The sequence below is a fragment of the Stutzerimonas stutzeri genome (assembly GCF_002890915.1).
GTDB classification, from domain to species: domain Bacteria; phylum Pseudomonadota; class Gammaproteobacteria; order Pseudomonadales; family Pseudomonadaceae; genus Stutzerimonas; species Stutzerimonas stutzeri_AF.
Genome location: NZ_POUT01000003.1, coordinates 363891 through 385660 on the forward strand (window position 1 = coordinate 363891; position 21770 = coordinate 385660).

The 21770-nt window shown below is 66.7% G+C and carries 22 protein-coding genes and 1 pseudogene; 17 read left to right on the forward strand and 6 right to left on the reverse strand.

Annotated elements, in window-relative coordinates; all coding sequences use genetic code 11:
- Positions 1–66: 66 nt before the first annotated feature.
- Entirely contained in the window at positions 67–840 is a 774-nt protein-coding gene (locus tag CXK94_RS08880; RefSeq protein WP_014596152.1) for an AraC family transcriptional regulator, read from the reverse strand.
- Between the two features lie 213 nt (positions 841–1053).
- Between CXK94_RS08880 and CXK94_RS08885 the strand changes: the two genes are divergently transcribed.
- On the forward strand, positions 1054–2265 hold the full coding sequence (locus CXK94_RS08885; protein WP_102894039.1) for an MFS transporter: 1212 nt from the start codon (positions 1054–1056) through the stop codon (positions 2263–2265).
- Between the two features lie 52 nt (positions 2266–2317).
- Here the strand turns inward: CXK94_RS08885 and nifA are convergent, their stop codons facing one another.
- On the reverse strand, positions 2318–3883 hold the full coding sequence (gene nifA, locus CXK94_RS08890; protein WP_102894040.1) for a nif-specific transcriptional activator NifA: 1566 nt from the start codon (positions 3881–3883) through the stop codon (positions 2318–2320).
- A gap of 13 nt (positions 3884–3896) precedes the next feature.
- A complete protein-coding gene (gene nifL / locus CXK94_RS08895; RefSeq protein ID WP_102894041.1) occupies positions 3897–5447 on the reverse strand; it encodes a nitrogen fixation negative regulator NifL in 1551 nt (516 codons plus the stop codon).
- 426 nt (positions 5448–5873) lie between these two features.
- Between nifL and rsxA the strand changes: the two genes are divergently transcribed.
- The 9 genes from rsxA to CXK94_RS08940 are packed head-to-tail and all read left to right on the forward strand — an operon-like array spanning position 5874 to position 12449.
- Entirely contained in the window at positions 5874–6446 is a 573-nt protein-coding gene (rsxA, locus tag CXK94_RS08900; protein ID WP_037044052.1) for an electron transport complex subunit RsxA, read from the forward strand.
- Between the two features lie 37 nt (positions 6447–6483).
- On the forward strand, positions 6484–7008 hold the full coding sequence (locus CXK94_RS08905) for an RnfABCDGE type electron transport complex subunit B (protein WP_102894042.1): 525 nt from the start codon (positions 6484–6486) through the stop codon (positions 7006–7008).
- 42 nt (positions 7009–7050) lie between these two features.
- Entirely contained in the window at positions 7051–8514 is a 1464-nt protein-coding gene (gene rsxC, locus CXK94_RS08910) for an electron transport complex subunit RsxC (RefSeq protein WP_102894043.1), read from the forward strand.
- Positions 8511–9611, forward strand: coding sequence for an RnfABCDGE type electron transport complex subunit D (locus CXK94_RS08915; RefSeq protein ID WP_102894044.1), 1101 nt, complete (start codon positions 8511–8513; stop codon positions 9609–9611). The genes rsxC and CXK94_RS08915 overlap by 4 nt, the downstream gene beginning before the upstream one ends.
- Positions 9608–10282 carry an RnfABCDGE type electron transport complex subunit G gene (locus tag CXK94_RS08920; protein ID WP_102894045.1) on the forward strand — a complete coding sequence of 225 codons (675 nt, stop codon included), beginning with the start codon at positions 9608–9610 and terminating at the stop codon, positions 10280–10282. The genes CXK94_RS08915 and CXK94_RS08920 overlap by 4 nt, the downstream gene beginning before the upstream one ends.
- Positions 10279–10998: an electron transport complex subunit E gene (locus CXK94_RS08925; RefSeq protein WP_037041281.1), complete on the forward strand. Its 720-nt coding sequence runs from the start codon at positions 10279–10281 to the stop codon at positions 10996–10998. The genes CXK94_RS08920 and CXK94_RS08925 overlap by 4 nt, the downstream gene beginning before the upstream one ends.
- 23 nt (positions 10999–11021) lie before the next feature.
- Positions 11022–11282: an RnfH family protein gene (locus tag CXK94_RS08930; RefSeq protein WP_011912500.1), complete on the forward strand. Its 261-nt coding sequence runs from the start codon at positions 11022–11024 to the stop codon at positions 11280–11282.
- Between the two features lie 40 nt (positions 11283–11322).
- The gene (locus tag CXK94_RS08935; protein ID WP_102894046.1) at positions 11323–12054 is read left to right on the forward strand and encodes a dinitrogenase iron-molybdenum cofactor biosynthesis protein; all 732 of its coding nucleotides are present in this window, start codon (positions 11323–11325) and stop codon (positions 12052–12054) included.
- The gene (locus CXK94_RS08940; protein WP_014596161.1) at positions 12051–12449 is read left to right on the forward strand and encodes a NifB/NifX family molybdenum-iron cluster-binding protein; all 399 of its coding nucleotides are present in this window, start codon (positions 12051–12053) and stop codon (positions 12447–12449) included. The genes CXK94_RS08935 and CXK94_RS08940 overlap by 4 nt, the downstream gene beginning before the upstream one ends.
- A gap of 569 nt (positions 12450–13018) precedes the next feature.
- Here CXK94_RS08940 and CXK94_RS08950 read toward each other — a convergent pair.
- A complete protein-coding gene (locus CXK94_RS08950) occupies positions 13019–13588 on the reverse strand; it encodes a hypothetical protein (RefSeq protein ID WP_102894048.1) in 570 nt (189 codons plus the stop codon).
- 22 nt (positions 13589–13610) lie between these two features.
- Positions 13611–14462 carry an SIR2 family protein gene (locus tag CXK94_RS08955; protein WP_102894049.1) on the reverse strand — a complete coding sequence of 284 codons (852 nt, stop codon included), beginning with the start codon at positions 14460–14462 and terminating at the stop codon, positions 13611–13613.
- A gap of 416 nt (positions 14463–14878) precedes the next feature.
- On the opposite strand from CXK94_RS08955, the gene nifH reads away from it, so the two are divergent.
- The 7 genes from nifH (at position 14879) to CXK94_RS08990 (ending at position 21094) form a co-directional block, all read left to right on the forward strand.
- On the forward strand, positions 14879–15760 hold the full coding sequence (gene nifH, locus CXK94_RS08960) for a nitrogenase iron protein (RefSeq protein WP_102894050.1): 882 nt from the start codon (positions 14879–14881) through the stop codon (positions 15758–15760).
- Positions 15761–15871: 111 nt separating this feature from the next.
- On the forward strand, positions 15872–17353 hold the full coding sequence (gene nifD, locus CXK94_RS08965) for a nitrogenase molybdenum-iron protein alpha chain (RefSeq protein WP_102894051.1): 1482 nt from the start codon (positions 15872–15874) through the stop codon (positions 17351–17353).
- 102 nt (positions 17354–17455) lie between these two features.
- Positions 17456–19027: a nitrogenase molybdenum-iron protein subunit beta gene (gene nifK / locus CXK94_RS08970; RefSeq protein ID WP_102894052.1), complete on the forward strand. Its 1572-nt coding sequence runs from the start codon at positions 17456–17458 to the stop codon at positions 19025–19027.
- Between the two features lie 91 nt (positions 19028–19118).
- Positions 19119–19340 (forward strand): putative nitrogen fixation protein NifT, encoded by a 222-nt coding sequence (gene nifT / locus CXK94_RS08975; protein WP_003297996.1) that lies wholly within the window; start codon positions 19119–19121, stop codon positions 19338–19340.
- Positions 19341–19343: 3 nt separating this feature from the next.
- Positions 19344–20078, forward strand: coding sequence for a dinitrogenase iron-molybdenum cofactor N-terminal domain-containing protein (locus CXK94_RS08980; protein WP_102894053.1), 735 nt, complete (start codon positions 19344–19346; stop codon positions 20076–20078).
- Positions 20075–20344, forward strand: coding sequence for a DUF6129 family protein (locus CXK94_RS08985; RefSeq protein ID WP_042921681.1), 270 nt, complete (start codon positions 20075–20077; stop codon positions 20342–20344). Before CXK94_RS08980 ends, CXK94_RS08985 begins: the two co-directional genes overlap by 4 nt.
- A 9-nt stretch (positions 20345–20353) precedes the next feature.
- The gene (locus CXK94_RS08990; protein WP_102894054.1) at positions 20354–21094 is read left to right on the forward strand and encodes a 4Fe4S-binding leucine-rich repeat protein; all 741 of its coding nucleotides are present in this window, start codon (positions 20354–20356) and stop codon (positions 21092–21094) included.
- 236 nt (positions 21095–21330) lie between these two features.
- Here CXK94_RS08990 and CXK94_RS22835 read toward each other — a convergent pair.
- Positions 21331–21594 (reverse strand): annotated as a pseudogene (locus CXK94_RS22835) (REP-associated tyrosine transposase); the annotation flags it as partial.
- Positions 21595–21770 lie beyond the last annotated feature (176 nt).

Below are 21770 nucleotides of genomic sequence, written 5' to 3' on the forward strand. Positions count from 1 at the left end.
GCCGGCGATCAGCGGCGTGCGGCGGATCGCCAGCAAGCTGGCTCCTGCAAATCCCCGGGCGGTACCTCATCTGAAGAACTGGCTCGGCGTCGTGCCGAACTGTTTCTTGAACATGGTGGCGAACGCACTCGGGCTGTCGTAGCCCAGGGCGCCCGCGACGTCGATGATCCGCTCCCCCACGGCGATGCGTTCCAGTGCCAGGAGCAGCCGGGCCTGCTGGCGCCAGCGGCCGAAGGTCATGCCGGTTTCCTTGCGGAACAGCCGCTGGATGGTCTTTTCATCGAGGTTCAGCCGCTCGCTCCAGTCCGCCAGCGTCGAGCCGTCGCCCGGATCGTTCTGCAAGGTCGAGCAGATCGTGCCGATCCGTCGATCGGCCGGCTGCGGCAGTTGCAGGGGCAAGGCCGGCAGGAGGCTGAGCTCGTCGAGGATCAGGCGCATGATCCTGGCCTCGCGCGAGTCGGGGGCGTAGGGCGCCCTGATGCCGATGGAGCTCTTGATCAGCTCGCTCAGCAGCGCGGAAATGCTCACGGCCCGGGTCTCGTGCGGCAGGTGCGGAACCGCGTCGGTGCGCACGAAGACGCTGCGCATCTTCAGCGAACCCACGCAGCGAATCGAGTGGACCTGCCCGCAGGGCATCCAGATGCCCCGGCTGGGCGGCACGGTCCACTGGCTCGATGCGGTGTGCACCACCATCACGCCTTCGATGGCGTAGATCAGCTGATGCTTGGCGTGGCAGTGCGGTTCGATGAACCAGCCTTCCGGGTAGTCGGTCGCGCTGCTCACGACGGCCCAGGGTGCTTCGTCCACTTCCGCCAGCAGTTTTTCCAATGGTCTGGGCATGATTTCCTTTTTCGCGAGGGTGTCTGCCTAAATCGAGCGAGACAGGCAATTTACCGGGTGCCTAGGATAGCGCCAGCGCTCAGACGGCACCTGCGAAGGCGGTCGAGCCATTGGTTGTTCCCATGTCCGGTCGTTTCAGCGACGCGTGCAGCCCCGAGCGCTGCCGCTCGCTGATCGACCCGGCGCCCCTCTTGCCTGTGCGGATGACATGCGATGTCCAGCAGTACCACCCCTTCGGTGACCGCCTCGGTCGCCAGCCAAGCCAGCCCCCTGGTGATGCGCGTGATCGGCGCCTGCGCCCTGGCGCACCTGATCAATGACCTGATCCAGGCGGTGCTGCCGTCGATCTATCCCGTGCTCAAGGCCAACTACGGCCTGAGCTTCACCCAGGTGGGCCTGATCACGCTGACGTTCCAGCTCACCGCCTCGCTGCTGCAGCCCTGGGTCGGTTACCACACCGACCGCCATCCCAAGCCCTGGTTGCTGCCCGCCGGCATGCTCTGCACCCTGATCGGCATCCTGCTGCTGGCCTTCGTCGGCTCCTTCGCCGCCATCCTCATGGCCTCGGCCCTGGTGGGGATCGGCTCCTCGACCTTCCACCCGGAGACCTCGCGCGTGGCACGCCTGGCCTCGGGTGGCCGCTATGGCCTGGCGCAGTCGACCTTCCAGGTCGGCGGCAACGCCGGCAGCGCCTTCGGCCCGCTGCTGGCGGCGGCCATTGTCATTCCCTACGGGCAGGGCAGCGTCGCCTGGTTCGGCCTGTTCGCGGTGTTCGCGATCGGGGTGCTCTACGGCCTGAGCCGCTGGTATCGCAACCACCTGAGCCTGTTCCGGCTCAAGCAGGGCGGCCAGGCCACCCATGGGCTTTCCAAGGGACGGGTGCGCTTCGCCCTGGTGATACTGGCGCTGCTGGTGTTCTCCAAGTATTTCTACATGGCCAGCTTCACCAGCTACTTCACCTTCTACCTGATCGAGAAGTTCGGCCTGTCGGTGGCCAACTCCCAGCTCTACCTGTTCCTGTTCCTCGGCGCCGTCGCGGCGGGCACCTTCTTCGGCGGCCCCATCGGCGACAGGATCGGCCGCAAGAAGGTGATCTGGTTTTCCATCCTCGGCGTCGCGCCCTTCACGCTGACGCTGCCCTACGTCGATCTGTTCTGGACCGGCATCCTGAGCATGGTCATCGGTTTCGTGCTCGCCTCGGCGTTCTCCGCCATCGTGGTCTTCGCCCAGGAACTGGTGCCAGGCAACGTCGGCATGATCGCCGGGGTCTTCTTCGGCCTGATGTTCGGCTTCGGCGGTATCGGCGCCGCGCTGCTCGGCCACCTGGCGGATCTCCACGGCATCGAGTACGTGTACCGGCTGTGCGCCTACCTGCCGCTGCTCGGCATCCTGACGATCCTGCTGCCTTCCACCGGGCGCGCCTGAGGCGTTGTGTCGGCAATCCCGCTCGCTTCGGCAGGGCTGAGCGCCGAAGCCTTCAGATCTTGCGCATGTGAATGTTCAGCGTCTGCACCCGGTAGGCGATCTGCCGGGGCGTCATGCCGAGCAGGCGGGCGGCCTTGGCCTGGACCCAGCCGGCCTGTTCCAGGGCGGCGATGACCCGTTCGCGGTCGTCGAGGCTGTCGTCGGCGAGGTTGACCTCGGGGACCGGTGCCAGCGGCGTGGCGTCATGGTCGAGGCCGGTGAGCGAGACCACGTCGCGGCTGATGGTGCCGTCCTCGCTCATGATCGCCGAGCGCTCCAGGCAGTTTTCCAGTTCGCGCACGTTGCCCGGCCAGCGGTGGCTCATCAACAGGCGCAGGGCGCTGTCGGTCAGCTTGAGCGGGCGGCCCTGCTGGCGGGCGATCTTGTCGAGGAGGAATTCGGCCAGCTCCGGGATGTCGGCACTGCGCTCACGCAGCGGCGGGACGCGGATGGCCATGACGTTGAGGCGGTAGTAGAGGTCCTCGCGGAACTTGCCTTGCTCCACCTCGTGCTCCAGGTCGCGGTTGGTGGCGGCGACGATGCGTACGTTGACCCGCACCGTCTGGGTGCCGCCGACGCGCTCCAGCTCGCCTTCCTGCAGCACGCGCAGCAGCTTGGCCTGGAACATCGGCGAGATCTCGCCGATCTCGTCGAGGAACAGGGTGCCGCCATCGGCCTGTTCGAAGCGGCCCTTGCGCTGCTTCACGGCGCCGGTGAAGGCGCCTTTCTCGTGGCCGAACAGCTCCGATTCGAGCAGGGTTTCCGGTAGCGCGGCGCAGTTCAGGCGTACCAGCGGCTGGTGCGCACGCGGCGAGTTGTAGTGGATGGCGCTGGCGATCAGTTCCTTGCCGGTGCCGGATTCGCCGAGGATGAGCACGGTGCTGTTCCACTTGGCGACGCGCCGCACCTGGTCGAACACCCGCCGCATGGAGGCGGTGTGGCCCACCACCATGTTCTCGAAGCCATACTTGGCGCGGACTTCGCGGCGCAGTTCGTCGCGCTCGTCGGCCACTTCCTGGCCGTCCGCGATGTTCACCACCAGGCGCACGGTCTGCGCCAGCAGCCGCGCGACGATTTCCATCAGGCGGGTGCGTTCGGGCATCAGCTCGTCGGCGCGGCGGTCGGGCTGGGCCGCCAGCACGCCGATGGTGGTGCCGTCGACGGCCTTGATCGGCACGGCGATGAAGGGCAGGTCCATGTCGTACAGCGCCAGCCGGTCGAGAAAGCGCGGTTCGGCGTCGATGCGGCCGAGCACCACGCTGTTGCCATGCTTGAGGATGTTGCCGAACACCCCTTCGCCGATGCGGTAGCGGGTGCTTTCGCAGGCGCGCACCACCGCCTCGGAGTCGGTGTGCACGGCGCCGACCTGCAAGGTGCCGTTCTTCGGATCGCAGATGGAAACCAGCCCGTGCAGCAGGCCGAGGTCTTCGTGCAGCACGGCGAGGATCTCGGCCAGCAGCTCCTCGATGGGCCGGCCGCGGTTGAGGATGCGGGCGATCTGCGCCAGGGCCTGGAGCTGGCAATCCAGCAGTTCGCTGCGGGTCGGGGCGACGGGGCGTTCGGCAAATGTGGCGTTCATGCGGCTCCCCCTGTCAGCTGGCCGAGAAGGGTAGTTCGACGACGATCCGGCAGCCCTGCTCGTAGCCGGTGTCGATATGCACCGTGCCGGCGTGCTCGGTGACGGTTTCCTGCACCATGGCCAGGCCCATGCCGCGGCCGGCCTTGTGCGGTGGCTTGGTGCTGAAGAAGGGTTCGAAAACCTTCAGCGCCAGCTCCGGCGCGATGCCCGGGCCGCTGTCGGCGATCTCCAGGCGCACCACGCGCTGGCCCTGGATGCGGGTGACGATCGACAGCGTGCGCGGGTTGTCCTGGTTCTGGCTCATGGCCTCGATGGCGTTTTCCAGCAATTGCTTGATCATGCTGCGCAGCCGGCCTTCGGCGCCCATCACCCAGGGCAGGCGCAGCGCCGGCTGCCAGTCGACGACGATGCCCTGGGCGAGCAACTGGTCGGTCATCAGGCTGACCACTTCGCGGATCAGCTGGTTGACGTTGACCGGCACGCAGCTGCCGGCCTGGCGCAGCGGGATCGAGCCGCTGAGGCTTTCCAGCGCATCCATGCCGGCCTGGCTGGCTTCGCGCATGGCGCTGAGTACCGGATCGCCTTCGGCGCTGTCGCCCAGGCGCCGTTCGAGCATGCGCAGCGCCGCGCTGATCAGGTTGACCGGCCCCTGCAGGCGGTGGATGGCGCCGTTGAAGGTCTCGCGCATGCCGTCGAGCAGTTCTTCCTCGGCCATCAGCACCTTCAGGGCGTTGAGCTGGGAAGCCTGCTGCTGCTGGCGCAGCGCGGTGATGTCGTTGACCGTGAGCAGCAGGTAGTTTTCCTCGCCCGGGTCGAAGAAGTCGTCGGCGTGCTCGCCCTCGATGCGGATGGCGCGGCCGTGGCAGGAAAACCAGCGCGGCGTGCGGCCGCCGAGGTCGAAGGTGACTTCCTTGCCGGTGAAGGCCTGGCCCTGCAGCTTCAGCGCTTCGATGGCGCCGCCGAGGCTCTCCTCGAGCAGGTTCACCAGCTGGCTGGGCGTGGATTGCTCGCCGAGCTCGGCGGCCAGGCGGTTGAAGCTGGGATTGGCCAGGCGGATCTGCCGGGCGTGATCGAGCACCACGATGGCGGCCGGTGCGCTGTCGACCACCGCCTCGATGATCAGGCGCTGGTTGCTGACGCGCTGCTCGAGCTTGTGCTGGTCGCTGCTGTCGCGGTGCATGCCCAGGTAGTAGACGGTCTGCTCGTGCTCGTCGAGCACCGGTGCCACGGTCAGCTCGGCGAGGTAGCGGCTGTCGTCCTTGCGCCGGTTGACCAGCATCCCGGACCAGGCCTTCTTCTGTGCCAGGCGGCTCCAGAGCGCCTGGTAGACCAGCCGCGGCGTGGTGCCGTTGGACAGTACCGATTCGTTCTTGCCGATCACCTCGCGGCTGTCGTAGCCGGTGATGCTGCTGAAGGCGCGGTTGGCATAGAGGATGTTGGCCTTCAGGTCGGTGATGGAGATGGCGATTGGCGCGTGCTCCACAGCCTGCTGGAACACCTCGGGCGCCAATCCGTCGGACGCAGTGGATTGCCCCGCATCCAAGTCGGAGGTGGCCTGGGTCATGTGCAGTTCCTCATCGATGCGGCGAAGCCGGCGTCTGTGCGCCGGTATCCGCGGCAAAGCCATACGGTAAATGGGGTTTTGCAAAGGGCGTGCCGCTGAGCGCCGCCCGCGTCGACGGGCCTGTGAGGCCCTGAACGCGTGATGGCGGCGGATTTTCACCCGCCGATTGCCGCCCGGGCTGTTGCAAATCCCACAGGGAGGCGCGTGCGTCCCCGGCGGGCTGTCGCAAACCCCACAAAGCCCGTCAGGCGGCGCCTTTGCCGGTGGGGCGCTATCGCATCATTCATTGATCTGCATCAACGAATTCCGGGCTCTTTGGGCGCCGTCGGCGCTCTGGCTGGGCGTGGCATGCTTGATGCAAAACCCCTCGCAACGAGGCCTTTGCCCGACAACGGTGCAAGCGCTGCCAATAGGCTGGGAGGGGTTATGGAATATGCGCTGTTTCTGATCGGCACCGTGCTGGTCAACAACGTGGTGCTGGTCTACTTCCTCGGCCTGTGCCCGTTCATGGGCGTCTCCGGCAAGCTCGACCCCTCGCTGGGCATGGGCCTGGCGACGACCCTGGTGATGACCCTGGGCGGCATCAGCAGCTGGCTGCTCGAACACTACGTGCTGCAGCCGCTGGGCATCGGCTTTTTGCGCATCCTCTCCTACATCCTGGTGATCGCCGGCCTGGTGCAGCTGATCGAGATGATCATCCGCAAGGTCAGCCCGCCGCTGTATCGCTCGCTGGGTATCTACCTGCCGCTGATCACCACCAACTGCGCCGTGCTGGGCGTGCCGCTGATCAGCGTGCGCGAAGGCCACGGGCTGGCCGAGGCGGGGCTGTTCGGCCTGGGTTCGGCGCTGGGCTTCACCCTGGTCATGGTGATCTTCGCCGGTTTGCGCGAACGCCTGGCGCTGGCCAGCGTGCCGGCGGCCTTCGCCGGCGCGCCGATCGCTTTCGTCACCGCCGGGTTGCTGGCGATGGCTTTCATGGGCTTCGCCGGCCTGATCTGAAACGCACGCCGCCGGCGAGGCTGGCGAAGGAGGAGCAATGCTGGGCGCAATTCTGGTTCTTGCACTGATGGGCCTGCTGCTGGGCGGCGGCCTCGGCCTGGCGGCGCGCTACCTGGCGGTTTCGCAGGAGAACCCGCTGATCAAGGAAATCGAGGCGCTGCTGCCCGGCAGCCAGTGCGGGCAATGCGGCTACCCGGGGTGCAGTGCGGCGGCCGACGCCCTGGTCGAGGGCAGCGCCGCGGTCACCTGCTGCCCGCCCGGCGGGGCCGCGCTGGCCGAGCGCCTGGCCGAACTGCTCGGCGTGCCGCTGGACGCCAGTGCGCTCGCCGCGCCCATGCTGGCGCGCATCGACGCGGCCGAGTGCACCGGCTGCACGCGCTGTTTCCGCGCCTGCCCGACCGACGCCATCGTCGGCGCCAACGGGCAGATCCATTGCGTGCTGAGCAACGCCTGCACCGGCTGCAGCAAATGCCTGGAGGCCTGCCCGGAGGACTGCATCGCCCTCGCGCCCCAGGCGCCGACGCTGGACCACTGGCGCTGGGCCAAACCCAGGGCCGCCTGATTTCGCCTGATGAACAGGGGCGTCAGACCCCGGGAGTCGACAATGTTCAACCTCGCGCATTTTCGCGGCGGCATCCATCCCGCCGCCCACAAGGACCGCTCGGCTGCCCTCGGCATCGCCGTGCAGCCGCTGCCGCCGCGCCTGTACCTGCCGTTGCGCCAGCATGCCGGGGCCGAGGCCTTGCCGCTGGTGAAGGCGGGCGAGCGGGTGCTCAAGGGCCAGCTGCTGGCCGGCTCGCCCACCGAGCTCTCGGCGCCGATCCATGCGCCGAGTTCCGGGCGCATCCTCTCGATCGGACCGATCGACGCGCCGCATCCGTCCGGGCTCAAGGTCAACGGCATGGTCCTCGAATGCGATGGCGAGGAGCGCTGGATCGAGCTGGACGTACCGGCCGACCCCTTCGCCGAGGACCCGCAGCGGCTCGCACAGCGCGTCGCCGATGCCGGCGTGGTCGGGCTCGGCGGGGCGATCTTCCCGGCCGCGGTGAAGCTCAAGCAGGGCGCCCGGCACGAGATCAAGACCGTGCTGGTCAACGGCAGCGAATGCGAGCCGTACCTGAGCTGCGACGACCGGCTGATGCGCGAGCGCGCCGAGGCGGTGGTCGACGGTGCGCGGCTGATCCAGCACATCCTGCGTGCCTACAGCATCGTCATCGCCATCGAGGACAACAAGCCGGCGGCGCTGGCGGCCATGCGTGCGGCGAGCGAACCCTACGGCGCCATCGAGGTGGTGGCGGTGCCGGCGCTCTACCCGATGGGCTCGGCCAAGCAGCTGATCCGCCAGGTCACCGGCCGCGAGGTGCCGGCCGGCGGGCGCAGTACCGACGTCGGCGTGCTGGTACACAACGCCGGCACGGTGTATGCGATCCAGCAGGCGCTGCGCCACGGCCGCCCGCTGATCTCGCGGGTGGTGACGGTGGCCGGCGGCTGCGTGAGCAACCCGCGCAACGTCGAGACCCTGATCGGCACCCCGGTGCAGGCGCTGTTCGACAGTTGTGGCGGGCTGCTGCGCGAGCCGCAGCAACTGCTGCTCGGCGGGCCGATGATGGGCATGCTGCTGCCATCCACGGCGGTGCCGGTGATCAAGGGTGCCACCGGGCTGCTGGCGCTCGACCACGGCGAAGTGCCGCGCAGCGACAGCGCGCCGTGCATCCGCTGCGCGCGCTGCGTCGATGCCTGCCCGATGGGCCTGGCGCCGCTGGAGATGGCCGCGCGCACCCGCGTCGACGATTTCGACGGTGCCAGCGAATACGGCCTGCGCGACTGCATCCTCTGCGGCTGCTGCGCCTACGTCTGTCCCTCGCACATCCCGCTGGTGCAGTACTTCCAGTACGCCGTCGGCCAGCAGGACGAGCGCCGCAGCGCTGCGCGCAAGAACGATTACGTCAAGCAGCTTGCCGAGGCGCGGGCGGCGCGCCTGGCCGAGGAGGAAGCGGCCAAGGCGGCGGCCAAGGCGGCGAAGAAACGCAAGACGGCGGCGCCGGCCGCCAGCGAGGTATCGCCATGAGCGCGCAGGGTATCGCGGCGGGGCCGTTCGCCCATGATCGTTCCTCGGTCGACCGCATCATGCTGCACGTCTGCCTGGCGCTGCTGCCGACGACGGCCTGGGGCCTGTACCTGTTCGGCTGGCCGGCGATCTACCTGTGGCTGCTGACCTGTGCCAGTGCGGTGGCCTGCGAGGCCGCCTGCCTGTACCTGCTCGGCCGGCCGCTGCGCCGCCTGCTGGACGGCAGCGCATTGCTCAGCGGCTGGCTGCTGGCGCTGACGTTGCCGCCCTGGGCGCCCTGGTGGATCGCCGTCGGTGGCAGCGTCTTCGCCATCGGCATCGGCAAGCAACTGTATGGTGGCGTCGGGCAGAACGTGTTCAACCCGGCGATGCTGGCGCGGGTGGCGCTGCTGATCGCCTTTCCGCTGCAGATGACCACCTGGGCCTTGCCCCTGCCGCTGGGTACGGAGGGCGCGCCTGGCTGGCTCGAAGGCCTGCGCATCACCTTCGCCGGCGGGGCGCTGGCCGATGGCCTGAGCGGCGCCACCGCGCTGGGCCACCTGCAGACCGAGCTGACCCTGGGGCACAGTGCCGCGCAGATCCTCGACGGGCATTTCGCCCTGCTGCCGGCCTTTCTCGGCTACAGCGGCGGCAGCCTCGGCGAGACCTCGGAGCTGCTGATCCTGCTCGGCGGGCTCTGGCTGCTGGCGCTGCGCATCATCCACTGGGAGATCCCGCTGGGCATGCTGCTGACGGTGGGCGCGCTGGCGGCGCTGGCGCACCAGATCGACCCGCAGGTTCATGGCGGCGGGCTGTTCCACCTGACCTCGGGCGGCTTGCTGCTCGGCGCGTTGTTCATCGCCACCGACCCGGTGACCTCGCCGATCAGCCGCAGTGGCCGGCTGATCTTCGCCATCGGTTGCGGCGCGCTGGTCTTCGTCATCCGCAGCTGGGGCAATTTCCCCGAAGCCGTGGCGTTCGCCGTGTTGCTCATGAACGCCCTGGTGCCGCTGATCGACCGCGTCTGCCGGCCGCGCGCCTATGGCCGCAACGCGCGCGGCAAGCCGCTGGTGGCGGCGAAGTGGACCCGCCAGGTGAAGGAGGTCGACAAGGTATGAACGAACTGACCCAGACGCCGCCCGTGGCAGACGGCAACGAACCGCCGCTCACCCGGCCCGGCCTGCTCGAGACCTGGCGCGAGCGGGTTTCCTACCAGGCGCTGTCGCTGGGCCTGGTCTGCGCCCTGGTGGCCGTGGCGCTGCTGCTCGGCAACCAGCTGACCCACCAGCGGATTGTCGATGCCGAGCTGCAGGACCGCCTCGCCGTGTTGCGCCAGGTACTGCCGCAGGCGCTCTACGACAACGATCCGCTGGCCGATGCCTTCGACGTCGAGGATGCCGAGCTGGGCCTGATCGAGGTGTACCCGGCGCGGCGCGCGGGGCAACTGACGGCCACCGCCTTCCAGGTCAGCACCGTCGGCTACGGCGGCCCGATCGTCCAGTTCATCGCCCTCGACAGCGAAGGCCGCATCCTCGGCGTGCGGGTGCTCAGCCACAAGGAAACCCCCGGCCTGGCGGACAAGATCGAAGTCACCCGCAGCGACTGGATCAAGGCCTTCGACGGCCTGTCGCTGGCCAACACGCCGAGGGCGCAATGGGCCGTGAAGAAGGACGGCGGCCGGTTCGACCAGTTCGCCGGCGCCACCATCACCCCGCGAGCCATCGTCAAGGGCGTGGTCCGGGCGCTCGAGTTCCAGGCCCGCCAGTCAACCGAGGAGAACCGGCCATGAGCAGCCATTGCGGATCAGCCGATGTCGCAGCGCCCAAGCCCAAGGGGCTGTTCAGCTACTTCAGCTCGGCGCTGTGGGACTACAACGTCGCCCTGGTGCAGATGCTCGCGCTGTGCCCGGCGCTGGCGGTGACCACCACCGCCACCAACGGCCTGGGCATGGGCCTGGCCACCACCCTGGTGCTGATGATCACCAACGCGATCATCTCCGCGCTGCGCCACAGCATCTCGCCGGCGGTGCGCAACCCGCTGATGATCGGCATCATCGCCGGCGTGGTGACCCTCATCGACATGGCGATGAACGCCTGGATGCATGAGCTGTACAAGGTACTGGGCCTGTTCATCGCGTTGATCGTGACCAACTGCGCGGTGCTCGGCCGCGCCGAATCCTTCAGCAGCCGAAACCCGGTGCTGCCCTCGATCCTCGATGGCGCCGGCATGGGCATCGGCTTCACCTGGGTGCTGATCGTGATCGGCGGGGTACGCGAGATCCTCGGCAGCGGCACGCTGTTCGCGCAGGCCTCGCTGCTGCTCGGCGAGCACTTCCATTGGCTGGAAATCACCGTCTTTCCTGACTTCCAGGGCATTCTGCTGGCGATCCTGCCGCCCGGGGCGTTCATCGTTCTGGGCTTCGTGCTGGCGTTCAAGCGGGTGATCGATCGCCGCCGCGCCGAGCGGCGGGTCAGGACCCACGGCGAACTGATCGTGTTGCAGTGAGCCGACCGAGGAGCGAGCGCACCATGAAGATTTCCGTTGTATACGCCGCACCCCGGCAGCCCCTGCTGTTCGATTGCCGGGTGGCGGAAGGCTCCAGCGTGGCCGAGGCCATCGAGCACTCCGGGGTGCTGCGCTACTGCCCGGACATCGACCTGAGCAAGCAGAAGGTCGGGGTCTACGGCAAGTTCGTCAAACTCGACAGCCCGCTGAAGGAGGGCGATCGGGTGGAGATCTACCAACGCATCACGCGCGTGCTGGATGAAGACGACGATGACGACGACTGACAGCCGCCGCGGATGACCATAGCCGAGAGAGGAGCGACCGATGAACAGCCAGCCCCCGAGCATGAACCGTGAAACCGCATTACGCATCGCCCTGGCCGCCCGGGCATTGCCCGAGGTGGGCGTCGGCCGGTTGCTGGAGATCCTGCACCAGCGGATCGAAGGCGAACTGGACCAGGAGAGCCTGCAGCGCGTGACCGTCACCGACCTGAAGACCGCTTTCGCCAGCGCCGACGGCGAGGAGGACGGCGAAGACATCGGCATCGGCCTGCCGGCGCTGAAGGAAGCGGTGCGCATCCTCTGGGGCGAGGGTGTCGGCGAGGACCTGCCGCAGGCGGTGGCCCTGGACGTCGTGCCGGAAGGCTCGATCCGGGTGGCCGTGGCCTCCAACAACGGCGAACGGCTGGACGGCCACTTCGGCTCGTGCCTGCGCTTCCTGGTCTACCAGGTCGGCGTCGACAGCCTGGCGCTGGTGGACGTGCGCTCGGCGCTGGATACCGAGTTCGCCGAGGACCGCAATGGCGCACGCGCCGAGCTGATCGGCGACTGCCAGGTGCTCTACGTGGTCTCCATCGGCGGCCCGGCGGCGGCCAAGGTGGTCAAGTCCGGGATCTATCCGATCAAGAAGGCCGGTGGCGAGGCGCGGCAGATTCTCGCCGATCTGCAAGGCGTCATGGCTGGCAATCCGCCGCCGTGGCTGGCCAAGCTGCTGGGCGTGCGGGCCGAGCAGCGGGTGCGCTTCGAGCGCTCCGACGACGAGGCGGCCTGGGCATGAGCGACGCGCGCAGGCTGGTCGCCGTGGCCATCGACCGCCACGGCAAAGTCGCCGGGCATGCCGGCCGGGCACACCACTGGCAGGTGTACGACATCTGGCCCGGCGAGGCGCCGGAGCCCGTCTACCGCCTGGTGCTGGACGACCAGGCATGCCTGCACGAATGGCATGTCAGCGCCCAGCCCGAACGTCATCCGCTGCACGCGGTGGACGTGGCCATCGCCGCCAGCGCCGGCGACGGCGTGCTGCGCCGCCTGGGCGAGCGCGGCGTGACCTTGCTGACCACCGCCGAAAACGATCCGTCGTGTGCCGTGCAGGCCTGGCTCGCCGGCAGCTTGCCACCAGGCTTGCCCCACGAGGAGCCGGGCTGCGGCGGCGAGGGGCATCGGCATCCGTAATCGTGGATTGGCGGACTGCCAAAGGCCTGAAGCTTGAAAAGCATCGCCCCGAGGCCGGGCCTCCCACAAAGGCAGCCGGCGCACGCCGAACCCTGTGGGAGGCGCGACCTCGCGGCGATGCAGTCCGAAGGACTGCCAGAGGCCTGAGGCCCGGAGCTTGAAAGCCTGAAAAGCATCGCCCCGAGGTCGGGCCTCCCACAAAAGCAACAAGTCCCGCACAGCCCCCTGTGGGAGGCGCGCCCTCGCGGCGATGTAGGCCGAAGGACTGCCAAAGGCCTGCGCTCGGAGCTGGAAACCTGGAGCCTGAAAAGCCGGAAGCGGGCTCCCCAGAAAAATGGTTGGGAGCTATTTTTTGACGTCGCTTGCGACGGCCCGAAGGGTGATCGCCAGGGACGGCAGATCACAAAAAAACTCCCCTGGGAGCGCAGGGGAGTGGCTCATCGCCAATATGGGGATGTCAAACCGTTGCACGTGACCCGGGCTGCGCCCGGGCTCTGTGGAGCCCAGGGCAACCCAGGGTGTGGAAGCGAGCCCCATGCTGGCCAAGCCCAATACGCCCATGGGTGGATTCAGATCGGCCCGCGCGCCTCGCGACGATGGGCGACGGTGCAGCCAAGGGCAGCCTCGTAGCTCAGCGTCTCCAGTTTCGGCCGGTAGTCGCACAGCGCGGCGTAGACGGTGAGTACCTTGTCCTCGGCGCTCTGGCCCTTGAAGTCTTCCTTGTCCAGGCGCAGGTCGTCGGCCAGGGTGTTCCACACCGCGCCTTCCTCGTGCGCCTGCAGCAGCAGGGTCACGCCGTCGAGCTCGGTGTACAGCGACTGGCCGAGGTTCTCCACGTAGAAGATCACCGGTGCGCCGTCGGCCAGGTCGCCGCGGTAGCGCTCGAGGAACAGCGGCAGGTGCGCCAGTTCGATCAGGGCGCCGGCCATCATCGCCAGTTTCCCCTGCTGCTCGAGCATGACTGCCTGCTTGACCACGGCGGTCGGCGGCAGGCGGCGGCCGGAGGCATCGGCGATCTCGCCTTCTTCGAGCACCAGGTCGCCGCGGAAGGCATAGGTGTCCGGCTTCGTGGTCGCGCCATTGACGCTGACGTTGCACAGCAGGTTTTGCGTTTCGTAGGTTTTCAACAGCATGGTCATGCTCTCTCGTGGAAAAAAACGGTCAGGCGACTTGCGGGGCGCCTTGGGCCAGGCCGAGCAGGTCGTGCCAGTCGGTCTCGACCAGTTCCAGTTGCTTGCGCAGGCAGACCTTGCGGTCCTTCGCGGTCGGCGAGGGGATCAGCGCCCAGCCAGCGGGCGTGGCGGCATCGTGGATCAGGTCGCTCATCAGCATGCGCTCGGTGTCGCGGTTGAACTGCATGCCGAGGAACAGGTAGTGGCATTCCTTGCGCTGCTGCTTGAGCCAGCCGGGAATGGCGAAGCCGCCCATCAGTTCGGTGATGTAGTCGACGAAGTCGGCGTCGCTGGCGACGTAGGAAGGGCTCGGCAGCGGCGTGCCCAGCGGCTTGAACAGCACCGGTAGCGCGGGGTCGACCTCGCTCTGGTCGATGCGCTGGTAGCGGCCTGCGTCGAAGCGATAGATGTCGAAGCGGTAGGGGCTGGCGGCGATGCGCGCGGCGCCGACCACCAGCGTATGCGGACGGTCGGCATAGCAGCGCTGCAGCTGGGTGTCGCGATTGCAGTCGATGACGTAGGGCAGGTTCAGCCCGGCCAGCCAGCGGTGCAGCGGCGCGGGCGTCCAGTTGTCGCCGCCGTAGGTCTGGGTCAGGAAGCGCTCGATGAAGCTGCGGCCCTTCTTGTTCTCCAGGTGCATGGCGGCACGCGGGAATTCGTACATCAGCCGCGGCGCCATCGGCTGCCCGCCGGTCATGGCGAGGATCAGGCTTTCATTGTCGGCCGGCATCGGCTGACCGGTGTCGCGGTCGACCACGCCGCCCAGCACACCGGGCCCCAAGTAGGGCACCAGTTCATGGGCGACGAGGCGATCGGCGATTTCCTGCAAAGGATCGTTCACGGCAAATCTCCTGCGGCCAGTGGATTTACCGATAGCCGATCGCAATAACCGAGCCAGCCGGGAGCGTGCATGCAAGCCCTTGATATATGGGGCTTTGAATGCGGCGATAGTTGCCGTTCAGGTGTTTCCGAAAGTATCGAACATGACAATTGTCATGTTCGCAACAGTTGCCGCAAGTGTGAAAAACCGGCGCTTGTCCCGGTCGATCTTTTTGTCGCCATTGCAACAGTCAGGCCTGTCGGTTGTTAACTATCGAACCGCCGGAGAATGTTGCCATTAATAAAATTATTTTAATTAAAACAAGTGTTTAGGTTCTTTTGGAAGCGCTGGCACAAAGGCTGCTATTGCCCTGTTGCGCAGGCTTGTTCGTGCCTATAGCCCACGTCAAGTGGTAACGAAACCTGAGGAACTTAATTATGGCAATGCGTCAATGCGCTATTTACGGGAAGGGTGGAATCGGCAAGTCCACCACGACCCAGAACCTCGTGGCGGCCCTGGCCGAACTCGGCAAGAAGGTCATGATCGTCGGCTGCGACCCCAAGGCCGACTCCACTCGCCTGATCCTGCACTCCAAGGCGCAGAACACCATCATGGAAATGGCCGCCGAGGCCGGTACCGTGGAAGACCTGGAACTCGAGGACGTGCTCAAGACCGGCTACGGCGACATCAAGTGCGTCGAGTCGGGCGGTCCGGAGCCGGGCGTGGGCTGCGCCGGTCGCGGCGTGATCACCGCGATCAACTTCCTCGAAGAGGAAGGCGCCTACGAGGATGACCTGGACTTCGTCTTCTACGACGTGCTCGGCGACGTGGTCTGTGGCGGCTTCGCCATGCCCATCCGCGAGAACAAGGCCCAGGAGATCTACGTCGTCTGCTCCGGCGAGATGATGGCGATGTATGCCGCCAACAACATCTGCAAGGGCATCGTGAAGTACGCCAACTCCGGCAGCGTGCGCCTCGGCGGGCTGATCTGCAACAGCCGCAACACCGACCGCGAGGACGAGCTGATCATGGCCCTGGCCGACAAGCTGGGTTCGCAGATGATCCACTTCGTCCCGCGCGACAACGTCGTGCAGCGCGCCGAAATCCGCCGCATGACCGTCATCGAGTACGACCCCGCCGCCAAGCAGGCCGACGAGTACCGGACCCTGGCGAAGAAGATCGTCGAGAACAAGAAACTGGTCATCCCCACCCCGATCAGCATGGACGAGCTGGAAGCCCTGCTCATGGAGTTCGGGATCATGGACGAGGAAGACATGAGCATCGTCGGCAAGACCGCCGCCGAGGAAGTCGTTGCCTGATCGCTTCAGCAGAACGGGGCAGGGCGGATGGGCCCTGCCGGGGTGTCGCACCGTGCCCGGCACGGTGCGGTGCGCCCGTGACCCGCACATGAACGCAAGAGGAGGTCAATCATGACCGGTATGTCCCGCGAAGAGGTGGAATCCCTCATCCAGGAAGTCCTGGAAGTCTATCCGGAGAAGGCCCGCAAGGACCGCGCCAAGCACTTGTCGCCCAACGACCCGGCGCTTGAGCAATCCAAGAAATGCATCACCTCCAACAAGAAGTCCCAGCCGGGGCTGATGACCATCCGTGGCTGCGCCTACGCCGGCTCGAAGGGTGTGGTCTGGGGGCCGATCAAGGACATGATCCACATTTCCCACGGGCCGGTGGGCTGTGGCCAGTACTCGCGCGCCGGGCGGCGCAACTACTACATCGGCACCACCGGTGTGAACGCCTTCGTCACCATGAACTTCACCTCGGATTTCCAGGAGAAGGACATCGTCTTCGGCGGCGACAAGAAGCTGGCCAAGCTGATCGACGAGATCGAGACGCTGTTCCCGCTGAACAAGGGCATCTCCGTGCAGTCCGAATGCCCCATCGGCCTGATCGGCGACGATATCGAGGCGGTCGCCAAGAAGAAGGCCGCCGAGCACGAGACCACCGTGGTGCCGGTGCGTTGCGAAGGCTTCCGCGGGGTGTCGCAGTCCCTCGGCCACCACATCGCCAACGACGCCATCCGCGACTGGGTGCTGGACAAGCGTGACGACGACACCAGCTTCGAGACCACGCCCTACGACGTCTCCATCATCGGCGACTACAACATCGGCGGCGATGCCTGGTCCTCGCGCATCCTGCTCGAGGAAATGGGCCTGCGCGTGGTGGCGCAGTGGTCCGGCGACGGCACGATTTCCGAGATGGAGCTGACGCCCAAGGTCAAGCTCAACCTGGTGCACTGCTACCGCTCGATGAACTACATCTCGCGGCACATGGAAGAGAAGTACGGCATTCCGTGGATGGAGTACAACTTCTTCGGCCCGACCAAGACCGCCGAGTCGCTACGGGCCATCGCCGAGCATTTCGACGACAGCATCAAGGCCAAGTGCGAGCAAGTGATCGCCAAGTACCAGCCGGAGTGGGAGGCGGTGATCGCCAAGTACCGCCCGCGCCTGGAAGGCAAGCGCGTGATGCTCTACGTCGGCGGCCTGCGTCCGCGCCACGTGATCGGCGCCTACGAGGACCTGGGCATGGAAGTGGTCGGCACCGGCTACGAGTTCGGCCACAACGACGACTACGACCGCACCCTCAAGGAAATGGGCAACGCCACGCTGCTCTACGACGACGTCACCGGCTACGAGTTCGAGGAGTTCGTCAAGCGCATCAAGCCCGACCTGATCGGCTCCGGCATCAAGGAAAAGTACATCTTCCAGAAGATGGGCATTCCCTTCCGGCAGATGCACTCCTGGGATTATTCCGGCCCGTACCACGGCTTCGACGGCTTCGCCATCTTCGCCCGTGACATGGACATGACCCTGAACAACCCGTGCTGGAAGAAGCTGCAGGCGCCCTGGCAGAAGGCCGAGGAATCGGCCGAGAAGGTCGCCGCCAGCGCCTGATGGTCCGCAGTCGTACGCAACGTCCGCGGCGGCCGGCGCAGGTCGGTCGCCGCCGATATCCGTGATCGCCGTTCACAGATGAGTGAGGCGAAGGAGAGAGTCATGAGCCAGCAAGTCGATAACATCAAACCCAGCTACCCGCTGTTCCGCGACGAAGAGTACAAGGACATGCTCGCGCGCAAGCGCGACGCCTTCGAAGAAAAGCATCCGCAGGACAAGATCGACGAAGTCTTCCAGTGGACCACCACCCAGGAGTACCAGGAACTCAACTTCCAGCGCGAAGCCCTGACCGTCAACCCGGCCAAGGCCTGCCAGCCGCTGGGCTCGGTGCTCTGCGCCCTGGGCTTCGAGAAGACCATGCCCTACGTGCACGGCTCGCAAGGGTGCGTGGCCTACTTCCGCACCTACTTCAACCGCCACTTCAAGGAGCCGGTGTCCTGCGTGTCCGACTCCATGACCGAGGACGCGGCGGTGTTCGGCGGCCAGCAGAACATGAAGGACGGCCTGGCCAACTGCAAGGCCACCTACAAGCCGGACATGATCGCCGTGTCCACCACCTGCATGGCCGAGGTCATCGGCGACGACCTCAACGCCTTCATCAACAACTCGAAGAAGGAGGGCTTCATCCCCGAGGACTACCCGGTCCCCTATGCCCACACCCCGAGCTTCGTCGGCAGCCACGTCACCGGCTGGGACAACATGTTCGAGGGCATCGCCCGCTACTTCACCCTCAATCACATGGACGACAAGGTGGTCGGTAGCAACCACAAGATCAACGTCGTTCCCGGCTTCGAGACCTACTTGGGCAACTTCCGCGTGATCAAGCGCATGCTCAAGGAAATGGACGTCGGCTACAGCCTGCTCTCCGATCCGGAAGAAGTGCTCGATACCCCGGCCGACGGCCAGTTCCGCATGTACTCCGGCGGCACCACCCAGGACGAGATCAAGGATGCGCCCAACGCCCTGAACACCCTGCTGCTGCAACCCTGGCAGCTGGAAAAGACCAAGAAGTTCGTCGAAGGCACCTGGAAGCACGAGACGCCCAAGCTGAGCATCCCCATGGGCCTGGACTGGACCGACGAGTTCCTGATGAAGGTCAGCGAGATCAGCGGCCAGCCGATCCCCGAAAGCCTGGCCAAGGAGCGCGGCCGCCTGGTCGACATGATGACCGACTCGCACACCTGGCTGCACGGCAAGCGCTTCGCGTTGTGGGGTGATCCGGATTTCGTCATGGGCATGGCCAAGTTCCTCCTGGAGCTGGGCGCCGAGCCGGTGCACATCCTCGCCCACAACGGCAACAAGCGCTGGAAGAAGGCCATGGACGCGATCCTGGAGTCCTCGCCCTACGGCAAGAACTGCACCGTGTACATCGGCAAGGACCTCTGGCACATGCGCTCGCTGGTGTTCACCGATAAGCCGGACTTCATGATCGGCAACAGCTACGGCAAGTTCATCCAGCGCGACACGCTGCACAAGGGCAAGGAATTCGAGGTGCCGCTGATCCGTCTCGGTTTCCCGATCTTCGACCGCCACCACCTGCACCGCCAGACCACCCTGGGCTACGAAGGCGCCATGCAGATGCTGACCACCCTCGTCAACGCCGTGCTCGAGCGCCTCGACGACGAGACCCGCGGCATGCAGAGCACCGACTACAACTACGACCTGGTTCGTTGACCGCGAGCGGGGAGGGCGACCTCCCCATCCTGGCCGGCCGGCGCACCGCAACGGTCGTCGGCCGGCCAGCCCTATTTTCAGGAAGCCTCCCATGCCCAGTGTCATGATCAGCCGCAACAAGAATGGCCAGCTGACCTTCTACATCGCCAAGAAGGACCAGGAAGAAATAGTCGTCAGCCTGGAACACGACAGCCCCGAGCGCTGGGGCGGCGAAGTTGCCCTGGCCGACGGCTCCAGCTACTACCTCGAACCCCTCTCGGCACCGCCGAAACTGCCGATCACCCTGCGCGCCAAACGGGCCGGCGAGGGCTGAACGATGGCGCCCCGCAACGGACGGGTTCCGCTGCCGGCTCATCTGGCCCTGCGCATCGCCCTGGCGGCGCGCGAGCTGAACGGCGTGAATACCGGGCAACTGCTGCGCACCTTGCTCAGCGTCACCGGCGAGCCGATCACCGAGGCGCGGCTGGCCAGGCTGCGCCTCAACCGCCTGCGCAACCGCCTGCTGAGCAGCGTCGACGGGCCGCCGCCGACGCTCAGCGAGCGGCAACTGCAACGTGCGCTCGGCCTGCTCAAGGGGCGTGGCGTACGGATGCCCGAGGAGCCGTTGCCGACCATCGAGCCCTATCGCGAAGGCGAGCTGCCGGATTCGATCCGCATCGCCTGCACCTCCGACGGCGGCGAGCGCCTGGACGGCAGCTTCGGCAGCTGCGCGCGCTTTCTCGTCTACCAGATCTCGCCGAGCGCCAGCCGCCTGGTCGACCTGCGCGAGCCGGGGCCGGTCGCGCCCCACGAAGATCGCCATGCCCGCCGCGCCGAACTGCTGCACGACTGCCAGCTGCTCTACACCCTGAGCATCGGCGGGCCGGCGGCGGCCAAGGTGATTCGCGTCGGCACCCACCCGATCAAGGTCATGCGGCCGATCCCGGCCCGCGAGATCGTCGAGGAACTGCAACAGGTACTGGCCAGTGCGCCGCCGCCCTGGCTGGCCAAGGCCATGGGCAGCGAGCCGGCTCCCCGCGTTTCCACGTCTGAAAGAGAGGACACCCCATGATCAGCCAGACCCAGCTCGACGCGGTCATCCGCCAGGCCGAGAACGCTCCGTTGGACGAGGCGCTGCTCGCCAGGCTGCGCAGCGAGCACCCTGGCATCCACTTCACCTGCTGCATGGACGACGACGTGGTGGTCAATGCCAAGCCGGTTGCCGAGCGGCCGGGGTTCAACGTCTACCTGGTCAACTCCAGCCAGCACTGCTCGGTGCTGAGCAACGACCTGGACGCCGCCTCGGGCATCGTCCTGGCCGAAGTCATCGCCGATTAGAGAGCACCCATGCACAACGACGGTAGCGAGGACATCACCCCCCTGGCGGACTGCCGCGATTGCAGCTTTCGCGGCGACCTGCTGCCCAGCGGCCGCTGCACGCCGGGCGACCGCTGCGTGGCGATCCACAGCGGCCGGCAGATCGACCGTTTCTTCCGGCAGAATCCGCAGCTGGCCGTGCACTACCTGGCCGATCCGTTCTGGGAGCGGCGCGCCATCGCCGTGCGCTACGCCCCGGTGGAGGCGCTGCTGCCGATGATCCACGATGTCGACGAAGCGGTGCGCCGTGCCGTCGCCTACCGCCTGCCGCGCGAGCGCCTGGGCGAACTCATGCGCGACCCGGATCGGGAAGTGCGCATCACCGTCGCCGACCGCCTGCCGGCCGAGCAACTGGAGCGGATGGCTGCCGACCCGGATTACCTGGTGCGCGCCTACGTGGTCCAGCGCATCGCCCCGGGGCGGCTGTTCCGCTTCATCCGCGACGAGGACCGCCAGGTGCGCAAGTTCGTCGCCCAGCGCCTGCCCGAGGAAAGCCTCGGGTTGATGGTCACCGACCCCGAACCGGAAGTCCGCCGCCTGGTCGCCGCGCGCCTGCATGGCGAGGACGTGCTGGAAATGCTCCACGACCCCGACTGGACGGTACGCCTGGCCGCCGTGGAAAACGCCCCGCTCGACGCCCTGCGCGAGCTGAACGAAGACGATCCCGAAGTCCGGAGCGCGATCGAAGAGCGATTGGGTAGGTTGGGTTGAGGTAGGTTGGGTGGGGCCGCCGAGGTTGAGCTCCGCGAAGCCCAACGAGCGAGGCATCGGGTAACGCAATCGTTACGGCGTTGAGCTTCGGCACGTCGGATATTCGCCTTGGCCCCGGCGTGATGTTGGGCTTCGCCGCTTCGCGGCTCAGCGGAGCGCCGCCCGACCCAACCTACGTGCCTCCAGACGGCGCGCTCACGTTTGCGTCGGCGCGACAACGGAATCGCCTCGTATGCGGGCAGGCGACGGGAGAAGCTGCTCTTGATCAACGCCCAGCGCAGCGGGTAGTCGGCATCGCCCTCGGGCAGTCGCCATACGGCGTGCAGGTGATCCGGCAACACCACCTGCGCGACGATCTCGAACGGATGTCGGGCCTTGGCCAGGCGAAAGGCGGCGCGAAGCGCGTCGATATGCTCGGTGAGCAGGCACTGGCTGTGATCGGCCAGCCCGAGGGTGAAAAAGAACGTGCCGCCCGGCACGAAAGCGCGTCGATAGTGCATCTCATCGTCCTTGATGAATTGGCTTGGCGAAATATAGGGCAACTCGTTAGGGTCTGTTGCCGTTTCATCGCGAGCCGCGTTGCTGCGAGAAATAGCCCCCGGTTAGGCGCAGGACGCAGGTAATGGTCATTCCCTTGCCAAGTCCTGCAACGACAGCGGGGGCTATTTCCCGCGCA

What these genes read in the sequence shown, in the direction of transcription:
- CXK94_RS08880 (WP_014596152.1), bottom strand. Translation starts at nt 840, where the DNA reads ATGCCCAGACCATTGGAAAAACTGCTGGCGGAAGTGGACGAAGCACCC.
- CXK94_RS08885 (WP_102894039.1), top strand. Translation starts at nt 1,054, where the DNA reads ATGTCCAGCAGTACCACCCCTTCGGTGACCGCCTCGGTCGCCAGCCAA.
- nifA (WP_102894040.1), bottom strand. Translation starts at nt 3,883, where the DNA reads ATGAACGCCACATTTGCCGAACGCCCCGTCGCCCCGACCCGCAGCGAA.
- nifL (WP_102894041.1), bottom strand. Translation starts at nt 5,447, where the DNA reads ATGACCCAGGCCACCTCCGACTTGGATGCGGGGCAATCCACTGCGTCC.
- rsxA (WP_037044052.1), top strand. Translation starts at nt 5,874, where the DNA reads ATGGAATATGCGCTGTTTCTGATCGGCACCGTGCTGGTCAACAACGTG.
- CXK94_RS08905 (WP_102894042.1), top strand. Translation starts at nt 6,484, where the DNA reads ATGCTGGGCGCAATTCTGGTTCTTGCACTGATGGGCCTGCTGCTGGGC.
- rsxC (WP_102894043.1), top strand. Translation starts at nt 7,051, where the DNA reads ATGTTCAACCTCGCGCATTTTCGCGGCGGCATCCATCCCGCCGCCCAC.
- CXK94_RS08915 (WP_102894044.1), top strand. Translation starts at nt 8,511, where the DNA reads ATGAGCGCGCAGGGTATCGCGGCGGGGCCGTTCGCCCATGATCGTTCC.
- CXK94_RS08920 (WP_102894045.1), top strand. Translation starts at nt 9,608, where the DNA reads ATGAACGAACTGACCCAGACGCCGCCCGTGGCAGACGGCAACGAACCG.
- CXK94_RS08925 (WP_037041281.1), top strand. Translation starts at nt 10,279, where the DNA reads ATGAGCAGCCATTGCGGATCAGCCGATGTCGCAGCGCCCAAGCCCAAG.
- CXK94_RS08930 (WP_011912500.1), top strand. Translation starts at nt 11,022, where the DNA reads ATGAAGATTTCCGTTGTATACGCCGCACCCCGGCAGCCCCTGCTGTTC.
- CXK94_RS08935 (WP_102894046.1), top strand. Translation starts at nt 11,323, where the DNA reads ATGAACAGCCAGCCCCCGAGCATGAACCGTGAAACCGCATTACGCATC.
- CXK94_RS08940 (WP_014596161.1), top strand. Translation starts at nt 12,051, where the DNA reads ATGAGCGACGCGCGCAGGCTGGTCGCCGTGGCCATCGACCGCCACGGC.
- CXK94_RS08950 (WP_102894048.1), bottom strand. Translation starts at nt 13,588, where the DNA reads ATGACCATGCTGTTGAAAACCTACGAAACGCAAAACCTGCTGTGCAAC.
- nifH (WP_102894050.1), top strand. Translation starts at nt 14,879, where the DNA reads ATGGCAATGCGTCAATGCGCTATTTACGGGAAGGGTGGAATCGGCAAG.
- nifD (WP_102894051.1), top strand. Translation starts at nt 15,872, where the DNA reads ATGACCGGTATGTCCCGCGAAGAGGTGGAATCCCTCATCCAGGAAGTC.
- nifK (WP_102894052.1), top strand. Translation starts at nt 17,456, where the DNA reads ATGAGCCAGCAAGTCGATAACATCAAACCCAGCTACCCGCTGTTCCGC.
- nifT (WP_003297996.1), top strand. Translation starts at nt 19,119, where the DNA reads ATGCCCAGTGTCATGATCAGCCGCAACAAGAATGGCCAGCTGACCTTC.
- CXK94_RS08980 (WP_102894053.1), top strand. Translation starts at nt 19,344, where the DNA reads ATGGCGCCCCGCAACGGACGGGTTCCGCTGCCGGCTCATCTGGCCCTG.
- CXK94_RS08985 (WP_042921681.1), top strand. Translation starts at nt 20,075, where the DNA reads ATGATCAGCCAGACCCAGCTCGACGCGGTCATCCGCCAGGCCGAGAAC.
- CXK94_RS08990 (WP_102894054.1), top strand. Translation starts at nt 20,354, where the DNA reads ATGCACAACGACGGTAGCGAGGACATCACCCCCCTGGCGGACTGCCGC.